This window comes from Sorangium sp. So ce296 (genome assembly GCF_051529605.1).
GTDB classification, from domain to species: domain Bacteria; phylum Myxococcota_A; class Polyangia; order Polyangiales; family Polyangiaceae; genus Sorangium; species Sorangium cellulosum_D.
This window is the reverse complement of the sequence record NZ_CP150325.1, coordinates 11,177,699-11,203,083: the sequence shown is the minus strand read 5'-3', so window position 1 is coordinate 11,203,083 and position 25,385 is coordinate 11,177,699. Positions and strand designations below refer to the sequence as shown.

Genomic DNA, 25,385 nt, shown 5'->3' with positions numbered 1-25,385 from the left:
GGATGCACCATGAGAGGCCGGCGCTTCATCTACTTGGGTCTCTGTGCGAGCGTCGGGGCGGCGCTCTGGTCGTCGAGCGGGTGCTCCGCCGCATCGCGCGACCAGCAGGCGCCCGGCCCGGTCGGCCGGGGCGTGGGCGGGGGCGCGACGAGCGCCACGACGGCGGAGGCCGGCGCCGGCGGGGGCCCCGCGGGGGCGAGCTCGGGGATCGATTTCGGCCACGGCGGCGCGCCGAGCAGCGAGCCCGAGCAGCGCGACAACGACGGTGACGGGTTCACCGTGGAGGACGGCGACTGCAACGACGACGACGCGAACGTCAACCCGGGCGCCCTCGAGGTCGCGATCACCGAGCCTGACGACACCGGCGTCGTGCCCGAGCCGGCCGACGAGGACTGCGACGGCGAGATCGACAACGTGCCGCCGACGTGCGACCGGAACATCGCGCCCGCCGATTTCGACGCCATGCACGGGGCTCACGCCGTCGACCTCTGCGCCAAGGCGTCGCCCGGCGACAGGAGGTGGGGCGTGCTGAGCGCGGCGTACGTGCGCGGCGACGGCTCGCGCGCGGAGCCCACGCCGGCGGTCGGCGTGCTCGACTCGTTCGGCCCCAACGTGCACGTGCAGGGCGGGGACCGCATGCTCGTCCTGTCCACGGGCCGCGCCCGGATCGCCCACTGGCCGGGCGCGTGCAACATGCCGAGCTGCACGAACTACGGCCCGGGGGAGGCGCCGCCCGGCTTCCCGCAGGACAACCCGGACTGCCCTCCTTCGTCGAACATCAACGACGACATCGGCCTCGAGCTCGTCATCCGCACGCCGACGAACGCGACCGGCTACGAGTTCGCGTTCAAGTTCTACACCTTCGAATACCCGGAGTTCATCTGCGACCACTTCAACGATCAGTTCCTCGCGCTGGCCACGCCGGCCCCGCCCGGGTCGCTCAACGGCAACCTCTCGTTCGATAGCCTGGGCAAGCCGGTCAGCGTCAACATCGGCTTCTTCGATGTCTGCGAAGGGTGCGACCTCGGGGCCGACGAGCTCGAGGGCACCGGGTTCGGCCTGTGGGACGACGCCGGCGCGACCGGCTGGCTCCGCACGCAGGCCCCGGTGAAAGGCGGCGAGGAGCTCAAGCTGCGGTTCATGATCTTCGACACCGGCGACGCGGATCTCGACTCGACCGCGCTCGTCGACGGCTTCAAGTGGGTCGCGAACGGCGGCACGGTCGCGGTCGGGACCGCGCCCGTCGAGGATCCCCAGTAACGCCGGCGGCCGCCTCCCGGCCGCACCCCGGCGGCGCCGCGCGCGCGGCCGTGCGCCCCCGCAGCGCCCCGCGCGACGGCGTGACCACGCGTCGGCGTCCCACGACCGCGCCGGCGACTCTCGCGCCTGCGGATCGCGGATCGATATTTCACCGCCTGGATTGTTGCGCTGGGCGATACAATGCGGCCATGCGGCTCCCGTCCTTGGAGAACCTCGCCTGCTTCGAGGCCGCGGCGAGGACGCTGAACTTCCGGACCGCGGCGCGCGCCGTCGCGCTCAGCCCCGCGGCGTTCGGCCAGCGCATCCGGCAGATCGAGGAGCAGGTGGGCGCCCCGCTGTTCGAGCGGACCACCCGGCGGGTGCACCTCACGCCGCAGGGGCTCGCCTTGCTGCCGCGCGCCCGCCAGTGCCTGGCCCTCGCCGAGGACTGCCTCCGCGGCGCGATGAGCCCCGCGCCCGCCCCGGTCGAGCTGACGCTCGGCACGCGCTTCGAGCTCGGGATGTCGTGGATCGTCCCCCAGCTCGGCGCGCTGACGCGACGGCGCCCCGAGCTCATCCTCCACCTCTACTTCGGCGCCTCCGACGATCTGCTGCGGCGCCTCTCCGACCGCAGCGTCGATTGCGTGGTCACGAGCGCCCGCTGGAGCGCCGCGAGCCTCGCGGCGGAGACGCTGCACGAGGAGCGCTACGCCTTCGTGGCCTCGCCCAGGCTGCTGCGGCGCGCGCCGTTCTCCCGCGCCGAGCACGCCTCGCGGCACTGCCTGCTCGACGTCGACGCGACCATGCCGCTGTTCCGGTACCTCGCAGACCAGGCGGGCGGCTTGGGCCGCTTCGCGTTCGCGCGCCACCGCTGGGTGGGGCTCGGCGCCGCGATGAAGACGCTGGTGCTCGCCGGCGAGGGCGTGGCCGTGCTGCCGCTCCACATGGTCGCCGCCGAGCTCCGCGGCGGCAAGCTGAAGCGGCTCCTCCCGTCGGCGTCGCTCGCGCGCGATCATTTCCGGCTCGTCTACCGGCGCGACGACCCGCGGAGCTCGCTCTACGCGAAGCTCGCCGAGTCGCTGCGCGCCGTGCCGATCCAGTGAGCGCGCCGGCCCCGGCGCGCCGCGGCCTCGGGTAGACTCCCGGCCGAGGATCATGAGCGAGCCCCCCCACGGCGGCGCGTGCTGCCGCAGGACGCCGATCACGGCGCAGGACATCAACGGCGGACCGGACCCGACCCGCCGTGTCCCCTTCGTCATCACGGCGCCCGGCCAGTACGCGCTGGTCGAGGACGTCGACTGGGTGGCGGCGGACGAGAACGCGCGGGCGATCACGATCGCCAGCGACGATGTCACGCTGGACCTGTGCGGGAGGACGCTGCGGCAGATCGACCCTCCGGCGCCCGCCCGCGCCCCGGATCCGAGCGCGCGGCCGTGCCGGGGCGAGGTCGTCTCCGGGAACGTGGGCGTCTACGCCGAGGGGCGTCGCCGGCTCGTCATCAAGAACGGCGGCGTGCTCGGGGTCCAGGGGGTGGGGATCGTCGCCAAGGCGTGCTGCCAGGTGGATCTGATCGGCCTGTCGGTCAGGCGGTGCGGCGGCGACGGGGTGGTCGACACGACCTTCCTGCGCCGCAACGGCGGGATCTTCGTGATGGGCGCGCAGGACGCCGAGGGCAACATCGCCTTTGCGTCCGACATCCGGATGCTCGACTGCGTGTGCTCGGAGAACACGAGCCGGCTCGATTTCGTGGTGACGCTGGGCGCGCTCGTCCTGTTCTGCGACGACGTGGAGGTCAAGCGGTGCGTGTTCAACCGCACCGCGAACACCAGCGCTGAGCCGAGCGGGGTGCAGTTCAACGTCGTCGGCGCCGACTTCGTCATCTGCCGGAACGTGCTCGTGGAGGACTGCGAGGCGCACGACAACACGTCGGGCGGCGAGCCGGCCGGCTTCTTCGCCTGGGGCGAGAATTACAAGTTCCTGCGCTGCCGGGCGAACCGGAACTTCACGCTCACCGGCAACCGGGCGTGCGGATTCAACATCTCGACCACGAACAACCTCGAGATGGTCGATTGCGAGGCGGACGGGAACTACAACGCGAACCCGGCCGCGTCCGCCGACGCGGTCCGCGATTTCTCCGCGCTCGGCTTCCGCATCGGCCGGGCGGTGTTCCGCGCGTCGATCGAGGGCTGCCGCGCGCTGGGCAACCACAGCGTGGGCGCGAACGCGCCCGCCGCCGGCTTCGCGCTCCACGCGACCGGCCAGGTGGTGCTGCGGCGCTGCGTGGCCCTGGGCAACAGGAACGCGAGCGGGACGGCCGAGAACGACGGCCTCGCGGCCGGGTTCATCGCGTCGGCGCCGCTCGCGGACCCGGGGGGCGGCCTGGTGGGCGGCGAGGGCAACGCGTTCATCGACTGCATCGCCGACGGCAACACGGTGCACCGCGCCCCCCTGTTCGTGCAGCCGCCGGCCCCGCCGGTCGACGCCGGTCCGTCGCGCGGCGACCCGCGGAAGGGGGCGGGTTTCCTGCTCGACCGGCAGAAGGACGCGCGGATCGTCGGGTGCAATGCCGCCAACAACGACGGAAAAGGGATCTGGCTGCGGGGGTGCGCGCGCGCGCTGGTCGAGGGAAACACGCTGTCGGGGAACACGCTTTACGGCATCCAGAACGAGGATCCCGCCGGGTTGAGCGCCTTCCTGGGCAACCGGGCGCACCTGAACGGGTCTCGCCATCGCCACAGCTACGTCGGCCTGCCCCCCGGGACGCCGATCCGCAAGTGGACGCTCGGCGCCCCTCCCCCGGACGGCCCGTGGGGGCCGGTGGACAACCTCAGCGTCCGGATGCCCTGAGGCGAGACGCGGACGTCGCGCCTCCGGAGAGAGCCGCGCCGCTCGGCGTTCGCCTCGCCGGCCTCGCTCCGGCGCGCGTCAGCGGTTCCCGTCCTGCGCCTGCTCGGCGCGCGCCCGGACGGCCGCGACGGCGCGCGCCGAGCCGTCCAGGTTCTCTGCGTTGAGGAGGCTCTTCGGCAGCGGCAGCTTCGGCCGGAGGAAGACCTCGAGGGACACGCGCGTCGTCCGGGCGTCGATCTTCTCCAGCTGCCAGGTGGCCTGGAGGTCTTTCACGTTGCCGGCGACGAAGCGTGACGAGTAGGTCTCGACCCCGTCCACGAGGGCGGCCTTCTGGAACTCGATGCGCGCCCACATCGTGACGGCGCCCTGCAGCGCCGAGACCTCCATGTAGATATCCCATCCGCCTGCGGGCGTGCGCCCGAGCACGCGGCACTTCTTGTAGTGCGGCATGAACTCCGGATAGCGCTCGAACGAGAGCACGGTGGCGCGCACGCGCTCCAGCGGGGCCTTGACGACGGCCGTCGACCTTCCGCGCGAGAACCCGGTGCTGCCGATCGGGACCGCCACGCTCGCGATCCCTGCCGCGTCCGGCGCCGGCTGCGCGCGCTCGCCGCCGTCGTCGCTGGCGGCGGCAGGCACGACATCGCCGCTGTCGCGCTGCGAGAGCGGCAGGCTCGGTGCATCCAGGGTGCTCCCTTGTTCACCGGCGCCGCACGCGGCGATCGCGAGCGCGAGTCCTCCGGAGAGCGAGGGCTGGATCAGGACGCGATGGGCGATGGTGGTCGAGCGAGTTCTCCCCATGACCGCCGAGCTTGCCAGCGACGTGCCCGCCGCCGCCCTCCGGCGCTGATACCGCTCCGCACATCAACGCTCAGGCCCCACCCCACCCCGCCGCCAAGAACGGATCCCCTCCCCACCGCCCCCGCTCGCCCCCGGAGAACAGGGAACCCTCCCCCCCTAAAGCGCCCCACGCGCACACCCCCGTCCCCTCCGAATCCAGCCGACTCTCTCCCCGCCAATTCCGTCCACCTCTCTCTCCCCCCTCTCTCTCCCTCTCTCCCCCGACCGTCGCCGGGGCACACCCGCACAGGAGACGGGCCCAGATCGGCGTTTTCGGCGCGCAGGCGTACTTCCTGTACGCCGAGCACCGAAAACGTCGAGATGGGCCCGTATCCGAAGCGGGTGTGCCCCTAGAATTCACCGGAGAGGTAGGCGGTTAGGCTGGGGATGGGGACGCCGGTGGGGCGGCCGAACTGCCAGTCTGCGGACTCGACGCTGACGCCGCCGATGTCGAGGTGGATGAACGGGAGCGTCCCCCCCTTGAGCCCCGAGGCGATGTCGAGGAACGCGAAGGGGAACTGGTGGCCGCGCGGCGTGTTCACCGAGGCGAGGCGGTTCGACGACACCACGTCCTCGGCGCTCGACCGCGGCGCGACGAACGCGTAGTCCTCGCGCCGCGGCCGCACGCGCTCCATCGGCTCGCCCCAGCGCTCCGCGAGGACGTCGAGCCGGTCGAGCTCGGGCCGGGCGGCGGCGTTGCCGATCGCGCCGGTGTACGGCCCGTGGGCGCGGTAGACGTGCCCCGTCAGCGTCGCGACCGAGAACAGGATCGGGTCGGCGGCGCCGCTCATGGCGAGCTCCCGCGCGAGCGCGAGCAGGTCGGCCAGGATGAGGCGCCCCTCGGCGTCGGTGTTGCCGATCCGCACGCGCACGCCGGCGCGGCTGCGGATGATCTCGTCGCTGACGTACGACTCCTCGCCGATGCTGTTGCGCACGAGCCCGAGCAGCCCGACGATGCGCACGCCCTCCAGGCCGAGCGCCGCGGCCGCGCGCACGAGCCCGGCGACCGCGCCGGCGCCGCCCTTGTCGCGGGACATCCCGGCCATGTGCCCGTCGGTCTTCAGGTCGACGCCGCCGGTGTCGTAGGTGACGCCCTTGCCCGCGAGCATCACGGTGCGCCGGATCTCCCCGCGAGGCCGGTAGTCGAGCCGTACGACGCACGGCCGGTGCCGCTCGACCACCCGCGACGCCCGCGAGACCGCGCTGATGAGCGGGTAGTCGTCGACGTTGCGCTCGATCTTGACGAGCACGCCCGTCCTGGCGAACGCCGCCTCGCACATCTCGGCGACGCGGCGGGGCGCCATCCGCTCCGGCTCGGTGCCGGTGATGTCGCGGCAGAGCGCGCGGCCGACCTCGATGGCCGCGATCTCGCGGGCGCGCGGCTCGGGCAGCCCGAGCACCCCGAGCGACTCGGCCGAGCGCGGGGCCATCTCCGCCTCCCGCGCCTCCAGCGGGGTCCACTGGCTCCCGAGCGCCGCCAGGGCGCCCACCTCGATCGCCCGCGCGAACCGCGGCGCGGACGGCGCGCGCACGACGAGCAGCGGCCGGCTCGCCCCCGCCTCCACCGCCCGCGCGAAGCCGGCCGCCGCCGCCTCCGCGATGGAGCGGACGTCGTCGATGTCCTCCGAGAGCGCCCCCGCCGGCGCGAGCACCAGACGCCCGCCGGGCACGCCGGGCGCTGGCAGGACGAGCGGCGCACACTTGCCCTCCAGCGCGCAGTCGACGCGCGCGGCCGCCTCGACCACCGCGCCGATCGCGGGCCCGAGCCCCCCTGCGTGCTTCGCGATCGGCGACGGCGCGACGAGGACGACAGCATCGCAGCCCGCGGTCGCCGAGGTCGACTCGGCGAGGGCGTTCGCGGGCAAACCCGCCAGCGAAGTGACATGCACCATGGCGGCGGATGATGTCACAGGGGTCAGCATTTTTGCAGCATCCGTCGCCGCCCGGCAGGGTACCGACACCTGCCCCGATGGCCGCTGGCCGGACGTGGCCGGCCGCCGCGTGCCCGCGCCGCGGCCAGGGCGAGCTCGCCCGCAGGCGCGATGGCGCGCGCGTCCGCCCCGACGGTCACGGTCGCGGCCGAGCGCCGCCGCCGGCCGCGCTCCCTCCTCGCGCGGCGCGGGAGAGCGCTCGTGGTCGGGAATGGAGGGGAATCGGAGCGAGAGGAGCGAGAGGAGCGACGGAGAGGCGCGCTTCAGGAGAAGAGCACGACGCTGCGGATCGACTCGCCGCTGTGCATGAGGTCGAGCGAGCGGTTGATGTCGTCGAGCGGCATCGTGTGCGTGATGAGCTCGTCGATCTTGATCTTGCCCTCCATGTACCAGTCGACGATCTTGGGGACGTCGGTGCGCCCCCGGGCGCCGCCGAACGCGGTGCCCTTCCAGACGCGCCCGGTGACGAGCTGGAACGGGCGCGTGGAGATCTCCTCGCCGGCGCCGGCGACGCCGATGATGATGCTCGTCCCCCAGCCCTTGTGGCAGCACTCGAGCGCCTGGCGCATCACCTTGACGTTGCCGATGCACTCGAAGCTGAAATCGGCGCCGCCCCGGGTCAGGTCGACGAGGTAGGGCACGAGATCTCCCTGCACCTCGTTCGGGTTGACGAAGTGGGTCATGCCGAACTTCTCGGCCAGCTCACGCCGCTTCGGGTTGATGTCGACGCCGACGATGAGGTCGGCGCCGGCCATCCGGGCGCCCTGGATCACGTTGAGCCCGATGCCGCCGAGGCCGAAGACCACCACGTTGTCGCCGGGCCGCACCTGCGCGGTGTTGACGACGGCGCCGATACCCGTCGTCACGCCGCAGCCGATGTAGCAGACCTTGTCGAACGGCGCGTCCTCGCGGATCTTGGCGACGGCGATCTCGGGAAGGACGGTGAAGCTCGAGAACGTCGACGTGCCCATGTAATGGTGAATCCGCTCGTTGCCGATCGAGAAGCGGCTCGTTCCGTCCGGCATGAGCCCTCGGCCCTGCGTGGCGCGGATGGCCTGGCAGAGGTTGGTTTTTCCGCTGGTGCAGTAAGAGCACTGCCGGCATTCGGGCGTGTAGAGGGGGATGACGTGATCGCCCTTCTTGACGCTCTTCACCGACGGGCCGACGTCGACGACGACGCCCGCGCCCTCGTGGCCGAGGATCGCGGGGAAGAGGCCTTCCGGATCCTTGCCCGAGAGGGTGTAAGCGTCGGTGTGGCAGACGCCGGTGGCCTTGATCTCGATGAGGACCTCGCCTTCGCGAGGGCCCTCCACCTGGACGTCCTCGACCGTGAGCTTCTCGCCGGCCTTGTGGGCCACGGCTGCGCGCGCTTTCATGATCGGTGGTTCTCCTCCCGCAAGCGGGGCGTTCGGGGCCCGAGCGGCGCCCGAGCCCCTCCAATAGCCGGCCGGGGAAGCAGGTTTCAAGGGGGACCCGGCCGGCCCCGCCCGCGCCACCGCCCCGCCCGCTCGCGTCGCGGCGCGCGCCGGCGCGGCCCGCTCGCCCCCATTTCGGCGGCCCCGCCCGCGCGCCCGGCCTGGCGCGCTCCCACTCCGCCCCACAGCGACGCGCGCCGCTCGTGGGGCAGACGACCTCTGTCGTGCAGAGGCATTGCGCGCCGTTCACGCGACCTCGCGAGAAGCTGCTCTCGGCCGGCGAGGCAGGGATTCGGATGGCGCTCGTGGACCGGCGAGCGTACCATCGCTCCGTTATCCTTATGCGCACCGCTCGTCGCATACCCGGTCACCGCGCCCTCACCGCAGCAGCCGCGCTGTCCCTCGCCGCCTGCTCGGGAGGCAGATCGCCTGGAGACGCGGCCGCGGGCGAGGACGGCGGCGGGGGGAGCGCCCCCTTCGAGGGCGGCCAGGGGGGCCTGGGCGGCGGGCAAGGCGGGCTGGGCGGCGTCATGGAGTGTGTCGACGAGTGCCCTGCGGAGAAGGGTGGAATCAAGATCGGGTGCGAGACGCGCTTCATGTTCGGAATGAACTACGCGTGGCACAACTTCGCCGGCGATTTCGGCGGCATCGCCGCGTGGGACAAGCGCGGCGTCGCGGCCGAGGCCGAGACGCATGCGAAGAACCTCGCCGGCATCCGCGCGCACGGGGCGAGCGTCGTGCGGTGGTGGATGCTGCCGGAGCTGCGGGGTGAGGGCGTCGTCTTCGACGCGAACGGCAACCCGACCGGCCTCGGCGGGACGACGCGGGGTGACGTCGAGAAGGCGCTCGAGCTCGCCGAGCAGGCGGACGTCCACCTCATGTTCTGTCTCTTCTCCTTCGACAACTTCCATGCGACCCGGGTCGACGCCGACGTGAGGACGGTCGGCATTGCCCCGCTCGTGACGGACGCCGCGCGGCGCGCGGCGCTCCTGGAGAACGTCGTCAGGCCGCTCGCCCAGGCGGTCGAGCAGAGCCCGTACCGGCACCGGATGGTCGCCTGGGACGTCATCAACGAGCCCGAGCTGGCCATGACCGGCCCGAGCCCGTACGGCGACCCCGACTACGACCCGGATCCCCAGGTGGAGCCGATCGCGCACGAGCAGATGGAGGCCTTCCTCCGCGACACGATCGGGGTATTGCGCGCGGAGAGCAGGGCGCTCATCACGATCGGCTCGGCCTCGATGAAGTGGGCGCGCGCGTGGACGACCACCGACGTCGATTTCTACACATTTCACATGAACGACCGGGTCAACCGCTACTGGCCTTACAACCAGTCGCCCGCGGACTACGGCATCACCGACAAACCGGTCGTCATGGCCGATTTCCCCGTCGCCGGCCTGGCCACGGCCACCCTGTCGATGCTCCTGGAGAGCTGGTACAGCCAGGGCTATGCCGGCGCGATCAGCTGGGCCTACGGCGACGCGACCCCGACCGAGCTCGAGACCATGAAGGCCTTCGCCGATTCGAAAGGCTGCGACGTGCAGTACTGAGCCGGCCCGACGAGAGGCAGCTCTTCGCGCGGCGCGGGGAGCGCCGACGTCTCGGCGCTGGGATCAGGAAGAGGGCAGCCAGTAATCGACGAGCGAAGCCCCCGTCACGTCGTGGGCGACCCCGGCCGCGATCGCCCACTGGGCCAGCGCCCGCCCCAGCGACGCCATCGCGGGGAAGCGCCCGTCGGGGGACTTGGCCAGCCCCCGTTCGATGATCTCCCAGAGCCGCGGGTGCGCCTCGAACGCCTCCGGACGCGGCGGATCGACCCGCAGCACGTCGTGCACGATGGAGATGCTCCCCGGCCCGCCGAACGGCCGCCGGCCGCTCACGAGCTCGTAGAGCACCACGCACACGCTCCACACGTCGGAGCGCGCGTCCGACTCCTGCCCGCCGCGGACCTGCTCGGGCGCCATGTAGGCCGGGCTCCCGACCAGCGCGTCCTTCTGCCCGCCGTCCACCGCGCGCGTGTCCGTGAAGGCGATCCCGAAATCGATCAGCTTGGGGACCGTCCGGCGGCCGTCGCGCACGAGCACGATGTTCGCGGGCTTCACGTCCCGGTGCACGACCCCCGCGCCGTGCGCGGCGCTGAGCGCCCCGATCACGGGCAGGAGCAGCTGGACCGCGGAGATGGGCGACATCGCGCCCGACTCGGCCACCACCTGGGCCAGCGACCGGCCCTGGAGGAGCTCCATCACCACGAACGGCTCCCCTTCCTCGGTGAAGCTGAGATCGAACACCCGCACCGCCGCCCGGTGGGACACGCGCGCCGTCGCCTGCGCCTCCTTGAGCAGCCGCGAAGCAGCCTCCGGAACCGCGCAGTCACGACGGATGAGCTTCAGCGCGACATCGAGGTTCAGGGCGAGATTCCGCGCCTTCCAGACGGCGCCCATGCTGCCCTCCCCGATCAGCTCCGTGAGGCGATAGCGCCCCGCCAGGACGTCGCCTGGGGCGTAGCGCCGCAGCGCGGCGGCCGGCGCGTCGGTCGCCGGAGCCGGCAGGGCGACGGCAGGCGACACGCCCGCGAGCCCCGCCCGCAGCGTGGCAGGCGGCACGCTGGCCGGGGCGGGCGTGTCGCTCGCCGGCTCCAGCGGCACGACCTCGCCGCCAGGACGCCTTACCGAGGCGGACGGCCGCGACAGCCGGCCTGACGTCCGGAAATCGACGGGATCGAACGGGGGGCGGTGCGCCGAAGACCAGCGCGGAGATCGCGGCGAGCGGTACGCGCGCGGAGAAGAAGCTCTGCCCCCGCTCGGGGGACGGGAGCGATTCGAGGCGGGATCCATCGATGCGCCATGTGGCGTCGTGGAGCTGTCGGTTCGTCGGGTGTCCATGACCTTGCTCTGGCCCTCTGGCCCTCCGGCCCACGGAACTGCAAGGATCAGGCCGACAAAAACCGCCGCAAATGCGCCTCTTTCGCGCCCGCCGCGGCGCCGAGGTGCGGGGTCGAGGCCTCAGATCCGGCGCCCCTCGCCATCAGCGCGCCTCACGCCCTCCGGGCGCCGCCTGGAGCGGCCCCGGACAGCGCGCGACGGCCAGCGGCGCAAGGGTTGTAGCAGAGCGCATTCCCTGCGCCCGGCGCCTGGGGGCGACGAGCACATCGGCGTCGGGTGTCAGCCCCCATGCCCCTCGGCAGCGTGGGGCGCGTGGCCGGGGCCGACCAGCGCGCCGGGCTCGATCGCGGACGAGGCGGGGAAGTCGCTCACCAGCTCGCCATTCACAGTGAACCCCACCCCCGGCTCGCGGCGCGGCCGCCGCTCGCGCGCGTCGCCCACCTCGCGCGGGTCGGCGCGGTTCAGCGCGCCGAGCCGGAGGCGACGCGCCCCTTGAACGCGATCGGCACCTCCAGCGCCCTCGCCGCCTCGACGAGCAGCGCGTGCTCGCTCTCGTGGATCACGCCGTCGGCGGCGACCAGGCGGACCGCCAGCTCGATCGCGGCCTCGCGCATCCGCACGTCGGGCAGGCGCGCGCGGAGCGCCGCGAAGCGGCCATTCCTGCCCTCCTCGCGCACCGAGCGCTCGATGATCGAGATGAGCGACTCGACGACCTCCGCCCCGAGGCGGCCCGCGCTCATCGCCGCCGCGTGCGCCGTGAGCTCGGCGCGCTCGGCCTCGTTGATGGATCCGTCAGCGTACGCGGCGAGGAACATGATCTCGACCATCGCCTCGAGCTTGCTGAGCTCGAGGTGAGGAAAGGAAAGCTGCGTTTCTTCCATCATGCGATCCGAGGCTAGCGTATCACGACCCCACGGGACACAGCGCCACCGCGCCCGCCCGCTCGCCGCCGGGGCGCTCGGCCCGGCGGCGAGCGGGCGGCGCGCTGCCTGGATCTGCCCGTCGAGCTCCGCGCCGCGGTCGCCGCCGGGATCCAGGGAGTCCGGGCGCGCGCAGCGAAACTTCTCATCGAGCGCGGCGCCGGTTGGTGTTCAACTCCGCGGTCAGATAGATCAGCCCCGCGACCGCGGTCCTCACCCCCCGCGCGACCCCTCCCCCACCTCGACGCCCCCACCATGACCTCCACCACCCCGACCGACCTCTTCCTCTCGCTGACCCCGCACAAGGTGATCGAGGCCGTCGAGGCCGCAGGCGTCTTCTGCAACCGCGTCTGCTATCCGCTGAACTCGTTCGAGAACCGCGTCTACGAGGTCGAGCTCGAGGACCGCACCCGCATCGTCGCGAAGTTCTACCGGCCAGGGCGCTGGACCCGCGAGCAGATCCTCGAAGAGCACCGGTTCCTCGCCGAGCTCGCGGACGCCGAGATCCCCGTCTGCCCGACGCGCCCGTTCCCCGACGGCGAGACGCTCAAGCAGATCGACCACATCCAGTACTGCCTCTTCGAGCGCATGGGCGGCCGCGCCCCCGACGAGCTCGGGGACGAGCTGTTCGTGCGCCTCGGCAGGCTCGCCGCCCGCATCCACAACGTGGGCGCGCAGCGGACCGCCGAGCACCGCGTCCGGCTCTCCGCCGACTCGTACGCGCGCGAGGACCTCGGCTGGCTCGCCGAGCGCAAGGTCATCCCCGCCGCCGTCGCGCCGCGGTACCTCGCGGCCGCGCGCGCCGTCGCCGACGCGGCCGAGGAGCGCCTGCGCGGCGTCGACGTGCACCGCATCCACGGCGACCTGCACCCGGGCAACCTGCTCCTCCGCGACGGCGCCCTCCGCGTGCTCGACTTCGACGACATGGTCGTCGGCCCCGCCGTGCAAGACCTCTGGCTCCTCCTCCCCGGCCGCGACGCGACCGCCCGGCGGCAGCGCGAGCTCTTCATCGAGGGCTACGAGGAGCTCCGCCGCTTCGACCGCTCGACCCTCGCCCTGATCGAGCCGCTGCGAGGGCTCCGCCTGATCCACTACGCCGCCTGGATCGCGCGGCGGTGGCACGATCCCATTTTCCCGAGGACTTTCCCGCACTTCGGCACAGAAGCGTACTGGCGCGACGAGGCGAGCTCGCTCGAGGAAGTGATGCAGATCGCGCGTTCTGGGGACGGCGGCGAGCCCGACGGGGGCGAGGACGAGCCGCCGCCGAGCGGGGGCAAGTACTTCTGGGACCTGAACTGAGCGGCGCGCCGGCGGGGAGCGCCGCGCGGCGCCGGGGGGCAATCAGACGCGCTTCAGCACGAGGATCAGCCGCCACGCGGCGGCGTGCTCGAACGGCACGTCGACGTTGAAGTCGCCGAGCGTCGCGACCAGCGAGAGCTCCGGCACCCGCTCCGCGACGCGCCGCCAGCCGGCCAGGTCCGGGATGTACCAGGTCGCCTCCTGCCGGAACGACGAGAGCTCCCGCGGCGCGCCGCCGTTGCGCCGGGCCGAGCACACCACCTCGAGGCTCACAGGCACCACGCGATCGGGCGTGGCCCGCTCGGTGTGGATGCGGAACCGCGCGTCGATCGACTGCTCGCCGCGCAGCTCGGTCCACTCGGTCCGGTTCACGCCGGACGGCGTGAGATCGGCCGGGTGCGTCGCCTCGATGACGTGGACGCCGCCCGGCAGGAGGAGCGAGGCCGCGAGCCGGAGGTGGCGCTCGAGCGCCGCCGGCGTGGCCAGCTGGTGGATCGCCGAGAGCGGCACGAACGAGAGATCGACCGGCGCGACGTCGGGGCGCTCGTCGAGCTCCGCGCAATGGAAGCGGACGCCAGCGCCGGCGCCGCGGGCGCACGCGGCGCGCTCGGCGTAGGCGATCATCGCCGCGGAGCCGTCCGCGCCGGCGCAGCCGACGCCGAGCTCGGCGAACGCCTCCAGGTGCCGCGCAGGCCCGCACGCCCACGAGAGCACGCGCTGCACCGGGCGGGCGCCGAAGCGGCGCGCGCACGCGAGCAGGAAGTCGCGCTCCGCGGCGTAGTCGCGGTAGCCGAAGGCCGCGTCGTAGAGCGCCGGCGCGGCCGGCGCGGCCGGCGAGGCGGCGCCCGCCCCCCTGCCGGCCGGCGGCGCGGCCGAGGCGCGCGCAGGAGCGACCCGCTTCGTGTAGATGATGAGATCGTCGCCCGGCGCGTAGAAGTCGTCGATGACCGCCGCCCGCGCGAACTGCACCGCGTCGTAGAAGCGCACCGCCGCGCCGTGCCCCTCCCGGCTGCCCGTCTCCACGCGCACGAGGCCGCCGCCCTCGCGCGCGATCTCGCTCTCCATGGTGGCGACGAGCCCGCGCGCCACCCCCGAGCGCGCGAAGTCCGGCGAGGTCGCGATCCAGTACAGGTCGTACGTGGACTGCGTCATCGGCGTGCGGCCGTAGCAGAGGTACCCCGCCAGCCGGGGCGCTCCGCCGCCGGCCGGCGCGCCCTGGAAGCTCAGCACGAACCGGTAGCCGTCCGACGAGGGCTGGGCCAGCGTCGCGTCGACGAGCTCCAGCGCCACCGCGCGCTCGTCGGCCGTGAACGCCGGGAGCGACTCGAGCAGCTCCGCGATGAGCGGCCGGTCTTCGGGGCGGAGGCCGCGCTGCGCGATCACGGCGCCTCGGGCGCGGCGGCGAGGGCGCCGCGCGCGGCGGGGCGCGCGCGGCCCCGCGCCGGGGCGCGGCCGCGCGCGCGGAGCAGATCGCCCTGGCGCGGGCCGCGGGCGAGCGCGGCGCGGAGGATCTCCCCGATCACGTCGGCGTAGGAGAGGCCGGCGCGCGCCGCCGCGCGCGCGAAGCCGGCGTCCGGCGAGAGGTCGCAGTTCGGGTTGACGTCGATGACGTACGGCGTCCCGCGCTCGTCGAGCCGCACGTCGACGCGGCCGTAGTCGCGCAGCCCGAGCACCTCGAAGGCGCGGCGGCCGACCGCGACGACCCGGCGCAGCTCGAGCGGCCGCAGCACCGCCGCGGTCGACGGCGTGCCGATCGACGCGGCCGTCTCGGGGCGCCACTTCGACTCGTACGTGACGACGTGCGGGTGCCCCTCGGGCAGGCCCTGGAAGGTGATCTCGCCGGGCGGCAGCACGCGCGGCGTGGGCCAGCCGAGCAGCGAGACCGAGAGCTCCCGCCCGTGCACGTAGCGCTGCACCACGACCGGCTGGCGGCACCGCGCGACGACCGCGGCCACCTGGTCGCGGAGCGCGGCGCGATCGCGGACGACCGAGCCCCGATCGATCCCGGTCGAGCCGTCCTCGCGCTCCGGCTTGACGATGGCCGGGAAGGCGACGTCGGGGATGCGATCCGGACCGTCGACCCGCACCGTCTCGGGCACGCGCACGCCGGCGCGCGCGAGGATGCGGTTCGCCTCGGCCTTGTGCAGGCAGCTCCGGAGCGCGACGTGATCGCTGCCCGTGAAGGGGAGGTCGAGCCCCGCGAGCAGCCACGCGCACATGACCTCGTGGCGGCTGTCGCCGTCGAGCGCCTCGCACAGGTTGAAGATCACGTCGGGGCGATGATCGCCGATCGCCGCGAGCACCTCGCTCGGCCGGAGCACGGGCCGGTGCGCCACGCGCGCGCCAGGGGCCGCGGCGAGCGTCGCGAGGACGCTCTCGGCGACGGCCGCGCTGCCGTCCTCGCGGCCGAGCCGGAGCCGGCCGCTCCCCACCCGCTGCGCCAGTGGCGGCTCGTCGACGGCCTCCTCCGGGTCTCTGTTGGACAGGAGCAGTATCCGGGGCTCAGGCACCGCGCGCCTCCGGGCCACGGCGCCGCGCGCCCGCGCAGGGCACATGAGCGCGCGACAGCGGCGCCGCGCTCGGAGAGCGCCGCGGGGCCCGGCCGTTGGAGCCGAAACGTGGAGAGAGCGCCTCGTCGAAGGAGATGCGAAGGCGACGGAATCCGTGCATGCAAGTGGCGCCACTTCACCAGCTTGCCCGGCAATCGCAAGGGGAGATTTGCGCTCTCCGGACGGAATGGGCGATGCGGCGCGCCATCGCTCCGAGACGCTCCGCCGCATCCCGTCCTGCGCGACCCGCCCGCGGGCGAGCTCTTCCAGGCGACGGGGCCCGGACACCTCAGATCCGGTGAGCCAGCCGCCACTCCGGGAGCCGGCGCGACGCCTCGGGGAGCGCCCGTGGCGCGCGAGGGATGGAGTGCAGGAGAGAGGGGAGCGCGGGCGAGCGACCGTGAGGAGGCGGATCGCGGAGAGGACCCGGGGGCGCCAGAAAGAGCTTTCCTTCCCGGCGCCCTCGAGCCTGCGCGGCTCAGGCGTCCGCGCGGGCGGCGGCGCGCGGCCGTCGATCGGCCGGGAAGCAGGCCTGGATCTCGTCCATGCCGAGCGTCTCCTTCGCGAGGAGCGCCGTGACGAGCGCGTCGATCTCGCTCCGCCGGGACTTCACGATCTCGACGGCGCGCGCGAGCTGGGCGTCGGTGAGCGCCCGCGCCGTCTCGTCGACGCGGTCGAGCAGGGCCGGGCTCCGCGCGGGGTGCCCATCGCCGACGCAGATGGGGCCGAGGTGGCTCATGCCGAGCTCCGCGACCATCTTCCACGCGATCGTCGAGGCGCGCTGGATGTCGTCCGAGGCGCCGGCCGTCATCGTCCCGAGGATGACCATCTCGGCGGCGCGACCGCCCATCAGCATGCAGATCTGATCCTCGAGGTACTCTTTCCGGTACATCAGCCGATCCTTCTCGGGCAGCGCCTGGGTGACGCCGAGCGCGCGGCCTCGCGGCAGGATCGACACCTTGTGCACCGGGTCGCAGCTCGGCGCGAGCAACCCGACCGCGACGTGCCCGGCCTCGTGCACGGCGGTCGCGTAGCGCTCGTCCTCGTCGACGAGCACCCCCTTGCGCTCGAGCCCCATGAGCACCCGGTCGCGCGCGCGGTCGATGTGCGTCGGATCCACCGCGTCGGCGCCCTCGCGGGCCGCGAGGATGGCCGCCTCGTTCAGGAGGTTGGCCAGGTCGGCGCCCGAGAAGCCCGGCGTGCTGCGGGCGATGTACCCGAGATCGACCTCGCCCTGGAGCGGGATCGGCCCGGCGTGGACGTTCAGGATCTCCTCGCGGCCGCGCACGTCGGGCAGCGGCACGGTGACCTTGCGATCGAAGCGCCCCGGCCGGAGCAGCGCGGGATCGAGCATGTCGACGCGGTTGGTCGACGCGATCACCACGATGCCGGTCGCGTGGTCGAACCCGTCCATCTCGACGAGCAGCTGGTTCAGCGTCTGATCGTGCTCGGCGGACGCGGAGTCGCCCTGTCCCTTCGCGCGCGCCCGCCCGACGGCGTCGATCTCGTCGATGAAGACGATGCACGGGGCGGCCTTGCGCGCCTCGGCGAAGAGCGCGCGGACGCGGGAGGCGCCGACGCCGACGAACATCTCCTGGAAGCTCGACCCCGACGCCGAGAGGAACCGCACGCCCGCCTCGCACGCGACCGCGCGCGCCAGCAGCGTCTTGCCGGTCCCCGGCTCGCCCGTGAGCAGCACGCCGCGCGGCGGGCGGCCGCCGAGGCGCGCGAAGCGCTCGGGGCTCTTCAGGAACTCGACCGTCTCGGCGAGCTCCTGCTTGACCTCGTGCATCCCGGCCACGTCGGCGAAGCGCACGGGCGCGCGCGCGACCCCGGCCTTGGCTTCGGAGAAGACCTTCGGGCTGCGGCGCCGGCTCACCGTGAAGAGCGCGAACCCGACCGCGGCGAGGACGACCACCGGCAGCGCGGTGGACGCGGCGCGCGACGGCTCCTCCCGAGAGGCGAAGTCGACCGAGGCGCCGGCGCCCGCGAACCGGGAGACCAGCTCCTGCCGGAGCGTCGGCTCGTCGACGACGGCGGTCACCGCCACGCCGCCCGCCTGGCGCACGAAGAAGCGATCGCCGCTCACCTCGACCGCGGTCGCCTGCCCCGCCTGCGCGATCTGGAGCAGCTCGGTGTACGTCGCCGCGCGCTCCGTGGGCGACTCGCGGGCCGCGCGGAGAGCGAGCCCGAGCGTCACCGCCAGCACCACCCCCAGGATCCCGAGCACCCAAAGCCGACGCCCCGCGGGCCCCAGCCGCTTACCCACCTGCAAGAACCAGGAATTCACTGCTGCGCCACCTCACTACCCCGACGTCGGGCCGGAGCGGATCTCAGGTGTAGCAAGGATACGAACCTCAGGAAGTTCCTTCTGCGATCATTCTGAGCGGCCTGAGCACAGAATACTGCGAAAGGATGGTGGCGCCGTAAAACGGAATGCGGAGAACGAAGTTCGGTGTAATAAAACTCGCCAACTCGACTGCCCAGCTCGTCAGTTGGAACTGCCGAGCTCGCTGGCCTCGAATCGTGGAGCTCGCCGCGGGTCCTCGCGCGAGGTGGAGCTCGGCGGCGGGGCAGGAGACGCGCTGCTGCGCGCTACGCGCCGGCGGCGCGCGCGGGATCCGCGAGCGGCAGCGAGAAGCGGAATGTCGTCGCGCCGCCGGGGGTGCTCTCGACAGCGATGGTGCCGCCGTGCGCCTCCACGAGCCCCTTCGTGATGTAGAGGCCGAGGCCCACGCCGCGGACGCGGCGAGGATCGCCCTCGGCCACGCGCGAGAAGCGCTTGAACAGGTGCGGCAGAGACGCCTCGGCGATGCCGCGGCCCCAGTTGGTCACGGCGATCTGCGCGAAGGAGCGGTCGGCGCTGACGGCCACCGCGATGTCGCCGTTCGTCTGGCCGTACTTGGCCGCGTTCGAGAGCAGGTTGGTGACGATCTGCTCGAGCCGGCCGGGGTCCGCCAGGACGTCGGGCACGTCGCCGCGCACCTCCAGCCGCACGGCGTGGCCCGCGGTCGCCGCGGTCGATTTCTCGACGATCTCTCCGAGCTGCGCGCGGAGGTCGACCGGAGAGCGATCCAGCGTGAGCTCGTGCGCCTCGATGCGCGAGGCGTCGAGGAGGTCGTCGATCATGCGGCGCAGCCGCTCGACGGACGAGGCGATCCTCCCGAGCTGCTTCTCGCCGTTCGCGACGAGCGGCCCGCCGGACCGAGCGTACAGGAGCTGGCTCGCGGTCGCGATGACCTGGATGGGCTGGCGGAGGTCGTGCGCGATGATGCCGATCCACGCCTGGCGCTGCCGCTCCATCTCCTTGAGCGCCGAGATGTCCTGGAAGACGGCGACGGCGCCCTGGATCTCGCCGTCGTCGGAGCGCACCGGGGCGGCGTTGATCAGCACCGGGACGAGGTCGCCGCCTTCGCGACGGAGCAGCGCTTCGGCCCCCGTCACGACCTCCCCGCGACGCAGGGCCCGGGTCAGCGGGCGATCGGCCCAGCCGACCGGCTCTCCTCGCGGCGTCCTGGGGTCGAAGAGCACCGTGTTGCCCCACGGATCCAGCTCGCCCGCCGCGCGAGAGGCATACTGGAGCGCCAGCCTGTTACACGTGATGAGCCGCCCCTCGGCGTCGACCAGGATCGCCGCCTCGGGCATCTGCTCGACGACAGCCTCGATCCGCCTTCGCTCGTTCGCCTCGACCCGGCAGAGGCGCGCGGTCTCGATCGAGCTGCACGTGCGGTCGGCGAGCAGCGTCGCGGCGCGCTCGTCGTCCTCGGTGAACGGCGGGCGGCCGGGGCGCTTGCCGAGGTACAGGCGGCCCACGCTCCGGCCGCGGAAGCGGAGCGGCACGCCCAGGAACGCCTCGATCGGGGGGTGGTGCGGCGGCAGCCCGATGAAGTCGGGGTGGGCGCGGACGTCGTCGAGCCGGATCGGCCGGCCGTCGCGGCCCACCGCGCCGAGGACGCCGATGGGGCGCGGGATCGCGCCGATCCGCGCGATCTGCTCCGCGGGGACGCCGCTCGGGACCCAGGCGTCGAACGGCCGCCGGCCGTCCTCTCCGACGCCGAGCGACGCGTAGTCGGCGCCCGAGATCTCCTTCGCGTGCCGCGCGATGACCTCCAGCACGGCGCGCATCCCCGACTCGGAGCGCGGCTGGTTCGCCAGCGTCTCCGAGACCGCCGCGCACGCGGCGCCGACGGCCTCGAGCTGCGCGCGGAGGCGCCACTCCGCCGCGTGGGCGCTCGCGACCGCCGCCTCCATCGCCTTGCGGCGCCCGATGTCGCGGCAGATCGTCGAGACGCCGGTGATGCGGCCCGAGGCGTCCACGATCGACGAGGCCGTGACCTCGATGTCGATATCCCTGCCGTCCTTGGTCCGGCTCACGGCCTCGAAGCGCTCGACGCGCTCGCCGCGGCGCAGGCGCGCGAGGATCGCCGCCGCCTCGCCGGCGCGCTCGGGCGGGCACAGGATGGGCAGCTTCTTCCCGATCGCCTCGCCGGCGCCGTAGCCGTAGAGGCGCTCCGCGGCCGGGTTCCAGCTCTGGATGGTCCCGTCGAGAGCGCTCCCGATGACGGCGTCGTCGGAGGACTGCGCGACGGTCGCCAGATAGGCGCGCGCGTCCTCGGCCTGGCGCCGGGCCTCGTCGAGCAGGTTCAGGCGCGCCGCGCTGACCCAGAGCGCGGCCCCGAGCAGGAGCGTCGAGATGGCCGAGGCGAGCGAGAACGACGCCGCGAGGGGGTAGGCCCCGAGATCCGCGCCGATCAGGAAGAGGCGGCCGATCGCGAGCGGGGCCAGGACGACGAACGGCAGGGAGCGCCGCAACAGGACGCCCCCGGGCCCGCTGGCCGTCAGCACGGCGAACGCCCCGCCATCGCGCCGCGCCGCGAGGAGCCCGGCGCAGAGCGCGAGGAAGGCGATCGCGGCGTGGAGCGCCATGCCCGTGAACGGGAACAGCGGCGGCAGGCCGTAGAAGTAGCCGACGCCGAAGACGTACCCGGTCAGCGCGGTCAGCGCGAGCGCGGCGGCCGAGAGCGCGCCGCCGTCCGAGAGCCGGGAGGCTCGCCGCGTCTTCACGGGCAGCGAGAGGAGCGCCGCGCCGATCAGGACGCAGCAGAGCGCGGTGTTCGGCGGCGGCCTGCCGGGGAACTTGCTCGTGAACGCCACGCGCGCCGGGAAGAGCAGGCGATCGAGGCCGAGGTCCCACCCGAAGACGTACTGACCGAGGGCCGCGAAGCCGAACGCGACGACGCCGGCGGCGCACGTCCGCCCGAGCAGCCGGCGGAGCGGCGCCGGACGCTCCCGCCCGCCCAGCGCCCAGAGCGACGCCGCCGCGAGGACGAGGGCGACCGCGGTGTTGGGCACCATGCTCGGCAGGCCGTCCGCGATGGAGACGAGGCGGGTCGACTCGATCGACCAGCCGAGCAGCCCCACGGACCCGAGGGTGAACGAACAGGCGGCCGCGATGGCTACACCGCGCGGCGCGCCGTTCGAGAGCGCCCTCGCCCCGCCGTCGTTCATCGAGCCCCTCCCAGCGGCAGCATAATGCCGGGGCCACCGGGACGGCCTCACTTCATTGGCGCAAACGGCGGCGATGCGCTCGCCGTCCGACCTCGATGGAACCGCGGGCTCCCGCGGTGCCCATCCCATGCGCCGGGCCGGAGGGATCGGCCGGCGAGGCTCAGGCGCGCCGCCGGAGCGCCGGCGGCGACGCGATGGCGCGCGTCGGGCGAGCGCGCGCGGAGCAGCTCAGCGCTTCGGCCCGAAGATCGCCGCGTCGGCGGAGAGCCTCCCCGGCCCGAGCAGGAGCAGCACGAGGGAGATGCTGAAGTAGACGGCCGCCGCCTCGTAGGAGGCGGCGCCCATCGCGAAGAACGGGTCGCCGTTCATCACGTGCACCGAGACGGCGACGGCCATGGTGATGGCGATCCCGAGCGACGCGAGCGGCGTCAGGAGGCCGAGGATCCAGGCGATGCCGCCGCCGACCTCGGCGAGGACGGCCAGCGCCTGCAAGAACCCGGGGACGGGCGCGGTGGGCCCCATCCAGCCGAAGGGGGCCTGGATCTTCCCCCAGCCGTGAAAGATGAAAGCAATGCCGGTGACGACGCGAAGCACGAGCAGCCCGACCGAGCCGGAAAACGGCACGTCGGTCACCCGCAGGAACCTGGTGAGCATCGGGGATCACTCCTCTCGGCTCGGTAGTAAGGAAAAATGCAGAGAACATCAAGGCCGTGCGCATGAGCTCGCCACGCCGGCGCGCCGGTCGGCGCTTCACGCGGTCGGGCGCTGGTCGAGGCCGCGCGCGGGGGCCGCGGGCGGCGCGGTGATCACGCGCCCGTCGTTCAGGGCGTCGAGGCACCGCCGCTTGATCGCGGCGAACTCGCTCGAGCCCACGATCGCGGCGCTCCTCGGCCGCTCGAACGGCACGGCGATCTGCGCGCCGACGCGGCACGGCCGGCGGGTCATGAGGGCGATGCGGTCGGACAGGAAGATCGCCTCGTCGATGTCGTGCGTGACGAACAGCACCGTCGTGCGCACGTGGCGGATGACGTCGAGGAGCAGCGCCTGCATCGAGAGCCGGGTCTGGGCGTCGAGCGCGCTGAACGGCTCGTCCATCAGGACCACGCGCGGCTCGGTGATCAGCACGCGCGCGATCTCGACCCGCTGCTGCATGCCGCCGGAGAGCTGCGCCGGATAGGCGTCCTCGAACCCCGACAGCCCGACGAGATCGAGCAGGCGGCGGGACGCCTCCCGGCGCTCACGCTCCGGGACGCCGCGCATCTTGAGGCCGAAGCCGACGTTGTTCAGGACCGTCTTCCAGGGGAGCAGCGAGGACTGCTGGAAGACCATGCCGCGCTCCGGCCCGGGCGCGTCGACCGGCTCGCCGCCGACGGCGATGCTGCCGCGCTCCGGCGTCACATACCCGGCGACGGCGTTCAGGATCGTCGATTTGCCGCACCCGGACGGGCCGAGCAGGCTCACGAGCTCGCCGCCCTCGGCGGTGAGATCGAGATCCCGCACCACCTCGACGCGGCGGGGGCCCGCCCCGAGGGCCACGGACAGGCCGCGGATCTCGACGGCGCCCCCCGGGCTCTGCCGGCGCGCCGCGCTCGCCGCGGGCGTCATCGGCCCTTCTCCTCGGGCCGGTGCCAGGGCGTGAGCCACGCGCCGATCCGCTGGACGAGCGCGCTGCTGAGCATGCCCATCAGGCCGATGAGCAGCATGCCGAGGACGATGTCCGGGTAGCGCTGCAAGTTGTACGACTCCCAGGTGAAGTAGCCGATGCCGTACTGGCCGCCGATCATCTCGGCGGTGACGAGGCAGAACCAGGACGTGCCCATGCCGATGCTCATCCCGGTGATGATGCTGGGCAGCGCGCCCGGGAGGACCACCTCGAGGAAGAGGCGGAAGGGGCGCGCGCCGAGGCTGCGCGAGCTCGCGATGAGCCGCGGATCGAGGGCGCCGACGCCGAGGATCGTCGCGAGCAGGATCGGGAACAGCGCGCCCATATAGGTGATGAAGATCATGCTCAGCTCGGCCGACGGGAACATCAGGATCGCGAGCGGGAGCCAGGCGACGCCGGGGATGGGCCGCAGGACCTCGAGCGGCGGCAGGAGCGTGTCCTCGGCGAGCCGCGAGCGGCCGATGGCGAGCCCGAGCACGACGCCCGTGACGCCCGCGGCGACGAAGCCCGCGAGGACGCGGAGCACGCTGCTCCGGAGGTGCAGCCAGAGCTTCGGCGAGCCGAAGAGCTCCCGCGCCGCGACGAGGACCTCGGTCGGCGCGGGCACGTTGACGAAGGTGACGAGGCCGAGGTCGACGCGCGACAGCGACGCCCACTGCCAGAGGGCGACGCACGCGGCCACGGACAGGACGCGCAGCGCGGCGCGGCCGAGATCGCGCCGCGGGCGCCGCTCGCCCCCCGGCGCCGGGGAGGCGCGCCGCCGCGACGCGCTCGCGCTGGCCGGCGCGGGCGCGGGCGCGAAGGTCGCGCGGCCGCCGAGCTCCGCCGCGGCGGGCGCGCTGCGCTCCGAGATCATCGTCATGGCGCCGCCGCCGTGAGCTTGGTGACGTCGCCCCGCAGGGTCGCGAAGTCGACGACCGCCGCGGCGTTCTCCGCGGCCCACCGGTCGGCGTCCTCCTTCGCCAGGAACGCCGCGAGGCTCCCGTCGGGGCGCCGCGCGTACCACGCGCGATCGGCGAGGAGCTTCACCCCGCTGAGCCGGTCGTGCACGAAGGCGGCGCGGATCTCCTTGCCCTCGGCCGCGAGCTGCTTCAGCGCGGCGAGCGCGGAGCCCGGGCTCGCGTACGCGCGCACCTTCGGCTCGCCCCCGACCCAGATCTGCGCGGCCAGCGTCGGCTCGGCGATCGGCGCGCCGGACAGGGCGTCGCTCCCGGAGAGCGGGAGCTTCGCGTAGCTCGCGAGCCGCGCCTCGTAGTCGAGCCCGAGCTCCTGGGCCGCGCGCCGGATGTACCGGTCGTCCACGAACGCGCCCACGTCGAGCGTCGTGTCGGTGCGCTTGAGCAGCGTGAGCGTGTCGACGGCCACCTGGAGCGCGCGGCGGACCTCCGGCTTGACGGTGAAGTCCCGCGTCTGGATGCCGAGCGGCCCGTGGAACATGTAGGCGACCTCGGCGTCCACGCCGGTCACCTTCTCGATGAGCTCGCTGTACTTCTCGGGCTCCTCCGCGAACAGACGATCGGCCTCGAGCGCCGCCTTGAGGAAGGCGACGACGATCTCCGGGTGCTCCTCCGCGTAGGCCGCGCGCGCCAGGACGCCGTGCGCCGTCGGCACCTTGACGCTGGCGCCGTCGTAGATCTTCCGGGCGAAGCCGCGGAACGGGAACAGCTCGGCGAACGGGACGAAGTCGGCGTGCGCGTCGATCTTCTTCGCCTTCAGCGAGGAGCCGCCGACCTCGGGCGACTGCGACACGAGCGTCACGTCCTTGTCCGGATCCCAGCCGAGATCGCGGATCGCCCGGAGCAGCATGCCGTGGGCGGACGAGCCGAACGGGACCGAGATCTGCTTGCCCTTGAGGTCCTTCAGGCCCTGGGCCGGCGAGTCGAGCGGCACCACGATGCCGTTGCCGCTCCCGAGCGCGCTGCCCGAGAGCGTGGCGATGTAGAGGCTGCGGCTCCCCTGCTTCTGGTGGGCGACGCCGTTCAGCACGCCGGGGAAGTCGGCCATCGCGCCGATGTCGAGCTTCCCGGCCACCATCTCGGTCGTCAGCGGCGGCCCCGAGGTGAAGTCCTTCCACTCGATCTCGTAGGAGACGTCCTTGTACTTGCCGTCCCTCGGGAGGTGCTTCTCGAGCAGCTTGAGCTCCCGGATCAGGAGCCCGCCGGTGGCGCAGTTGATCGTCGTGTCCTGCGTCCCGATGGCGATGCGGATCGTCCGCTTCTCTTCCTTCGTGCACGACAGGCCGACGAGGACCGCCACGAGGAGCAACAGCACGCGCGCTGCCTTGATCATCGG

General features: G+C 73.3%; 18 protein-coding genes. 5 read left to right on the top strand and 13 right to left on the bottom strand.

What is annotated here, in order from left to right; genetic code table 11:
• The first annotated feature begins 9 nt into the window (after nt 1–9).
• From WME98_RS41435 to WME98_RS41425, 3 genes are all read left to right on the top strand, one after another.
• Complete coding sequence (locus tag WME98_RS41435; protein ID WP_437947182.1) at nt 10–1,260, top strand: hypothetical protein; 1,251 nt, start codon at nt 10–12, stop codon at nt 1,258–1,260.
• 188 nt (nt 1,261–1,448) lie between these two features.
• Complete coding sequence (locus tag WME98_RS41430) at nt 1,449–2,342, top strand: LysR family transcriptional regulator (RefSeq protein ID WP_437947181.1); 894 nt, start codon at nt 1,449–1,451, stop codon at nt 2,340–2,342.
• A gap of 52 nt (nt 2,343–2,394) precedes the next feature.
• On the top strand, nt 2,395–4,086 hold the full coding sequence (locus WME98_RS41425) for a right-handed parallel beta-helix repeat-containing protein (RefSeq protein WP_437947180.1): 1,692 nt from the start codon (nt 2,395–2,397) through the stop codon (nt 4,084–4,086).
• Nucleotides 4,087–4,164: 78 nt separating this feature from the next.
• Here WME98_RS41425 and WME98_RS41420 read toward each other — a convergent pair whose 3' ends face one another.
• The 3 genes from WME98_RS41420 to WME98_RS41410 all read right to left on the bottom strand — a co-directional run bounded on the left by WME98_RS41420 (nt 4,165) and on the right by WME98_RS41410 (nt 8,233).
• A complete protein-coding gene (locus tag WME98_RS41420; RefSeq protein ID WP_437947179.1) occupies nt 4,165–4,887 on the bottom strand; it encodes a type II toxin-antitoxin system RatA family toxin in 723 nt (240 codons plus the stop codon).
• A gap of 389 nt (nt 4,888–5,276) precedes the next feature.
• Nucleotides 5,277–6,818 carry an aminopeptidase gene (locus WME98_RS41415; RefSeq protein ID WP_437947178.1) on the bottom strand — a complete coding sequence of 514 codons (1,542 nt, stop codon included), beginning with the start codon at nt 6,816–6,818 and terminating at the stop codon, nt 5,277–5,279.
• Nucleotides 6,819–7,120: 302 nt separating this feature from the next.
• Nucleotides 7,121–8,233: an S-(hydroxymethyl)glutathione dehydrogenase/class III alcohol dehydrogenase gene (locus WME98_RS41410; RefSeq protein ID WP_437947177.1), complete on the bottom strand. Its 1,113-nt coding sequence runs from the start codon at nt 8,231–8,233 to the stop codon at nt 7,121–7,123.
• Between the two features lie 380 nt (nt 8,234–8,613).
• Between WME98_RS41410 and WME98_RS41405 the strand changes: the two genes are divergently transcribed.
• Nucleotides 8,614–9,822 (top strand): hypothetical protein, encoded by a 1,209-nt coding sequence (locus tag WME98_RS41405; RefSeq protein WP_437947176.1) that lies wholly within the window; start codon nt 8,614–8,616, stop codon nt 9,820–9,822.
• Between the two features lie 63 nt (nt 9,823–9,885).
• Here the strand turns inward: WME98_RS41405 and WME98_RS41400 are convergent, their stop codons facing one another.
• The gene (locus tag WME98_RS41400) at nt 9,886–10,917 is read right to left on the bottom strand and encodes a serine/threonine-protein kinase (protein WP_437947175.1); all 1,032 of its coding nucleotides are present in this window, start codon (nt 10,915–10,917) and stop codon (nt 9,886–9,888) included.
• A gap of 698 nt (nt 10,918–11,615) precedes the next feature.
• On the bottom strand, nt 11,616–12,038 hold the full coding sequence (locus WME98_RS41395) for a TerB family tellurite resistance protein (RefSeq protein WP_020735348.1): 423 nt from the start codon (nt 12,036–12,038) through the stop codon (nt 11,616–11,618).
• A gap of 291 nt (nt 12,039–12,329) precedes the next feature.
• Here WME98_RS41395 and WME98_RS41390 point away from each other — a divergent pair, with 291 nt between their 5' ends.
• Nucleotides 12,330–13,373, top strand: coding sequence for a serine/threonine protein kinase (locus tag WME98_RS41390; protein ID WP_437947174.1), 1,044 nt, complete (start codon nt 12,330–12,332; stop codon nt 13,371–13,373).
• A 42-nt stretch (nt 13,374–13,415) separates the two neighbouring features.
• Here WME98_RS41390 and WME98_RS41385 read toward each other — a convergent pair whose 3' ends face one another.
• The 8 genes from WME98_RS41385 to WME98_RS41350 form a co-directional block, all read right to left on the bottom strand.
• Nucleotides 13,416–14,756 carry a GNAT family N-acetyltransferase gene (locus WME98_RS41385; RefSeq protein WP_437947173.1) on the bottom strand — a complete coding sequence of 447 codons (1,341 nt, stop codon included), beginning with the start codon at nt 14,754–14,756 and terminating at the stop codon, nt 13,416–13,418.
• Entirely contained in the window at nt 14,753–15,883 is a 1,131-nt protein-coding gene (locus tag WME98_RS41380) for a D-alanine--D-alanine ligase family protein (RefSeq protein WP_437947172.1), read from the bottom strand. Before WME98_RS41380 ends, WME98_RS41385 begins: the two co-directional genes overlap by 4 nt.
• Nucleotides 15,884–16,400: 517 nt before the next feature.
• On the bottom strand, nt 16,401–18,212 hold the full coding sequence (gene ftsH, locus WME98_RS41375; protein ID WP_437947171.1) for an ATP-dependent zinc metalloprotease FtsH: 1,812 nt from the start codon (nt 18,210–18,212) through the stop codon (nt 16,401–16,403).
• Between the two features lie 305 nt (nt 18,213–18,517).
• A complete protein-coding gene (locus tag WME98_RS41370) occupies nt 18,518–21,430 on the bottom strand; it encodes a PAS domain S-box protein (protein WP_437947170.1) in 2,913 nt (970 codons plus the stop codon).
• 228 nt (nt 21,431–21,658) lie between these two features.
• Nucleotides 21,659–22,084, bottom strand: a complete 426-nt coding sequence (locus tag WME98_RS41365; RefSeq protein ID WP_437947169.1) for a DoxX family protein — start codon at nt 22,082–22,084, stop codon at nt 21,659–21,661.
• A 96-nt stretch (nt 22,085–22,180) separates the two neighbouring features.
• Nucleotides 22,181–23,035 (bottom strand): ABC transporter ATP-binding protein, encoded by an 855-nt coding sequence (locus WME98_RS41360; protein WP_437947168.1) that lies wholly within the window; start codon nt 23,033–23,035, stop codon nt 22,181–22,183.
• A complete protein-coding gene (locus WME98_RS41355) occupies nt 23,032–23,955 on the bottom strand; it encodes an ABC transporter permease (RefSeq protein WP_437947167.1) in 924 nt (307 codons plus the stop codon). Before WME98_RS41355 ends, WME98_RS41360 begins: the two co-directional genes overlap by 4 nt.
• Nucleotides 23,952–25,382, bottom strand: a complete 1,431-nt coding sequence (locus tag WME98_RS41350; protein ID WP_437947166.1) for an ABC transporter substrate-binding protein — start codon at nt 25,380–25,382, stop codon at nt 23,952–23,954. The genes WME98_RS41355 and WME98_RS41350 overlap by 4 nt, the downstream gene beginning before the upstream one ends.
• Nucleotides 25,383–25,385 lie beyond the last annotated feature (3 nt).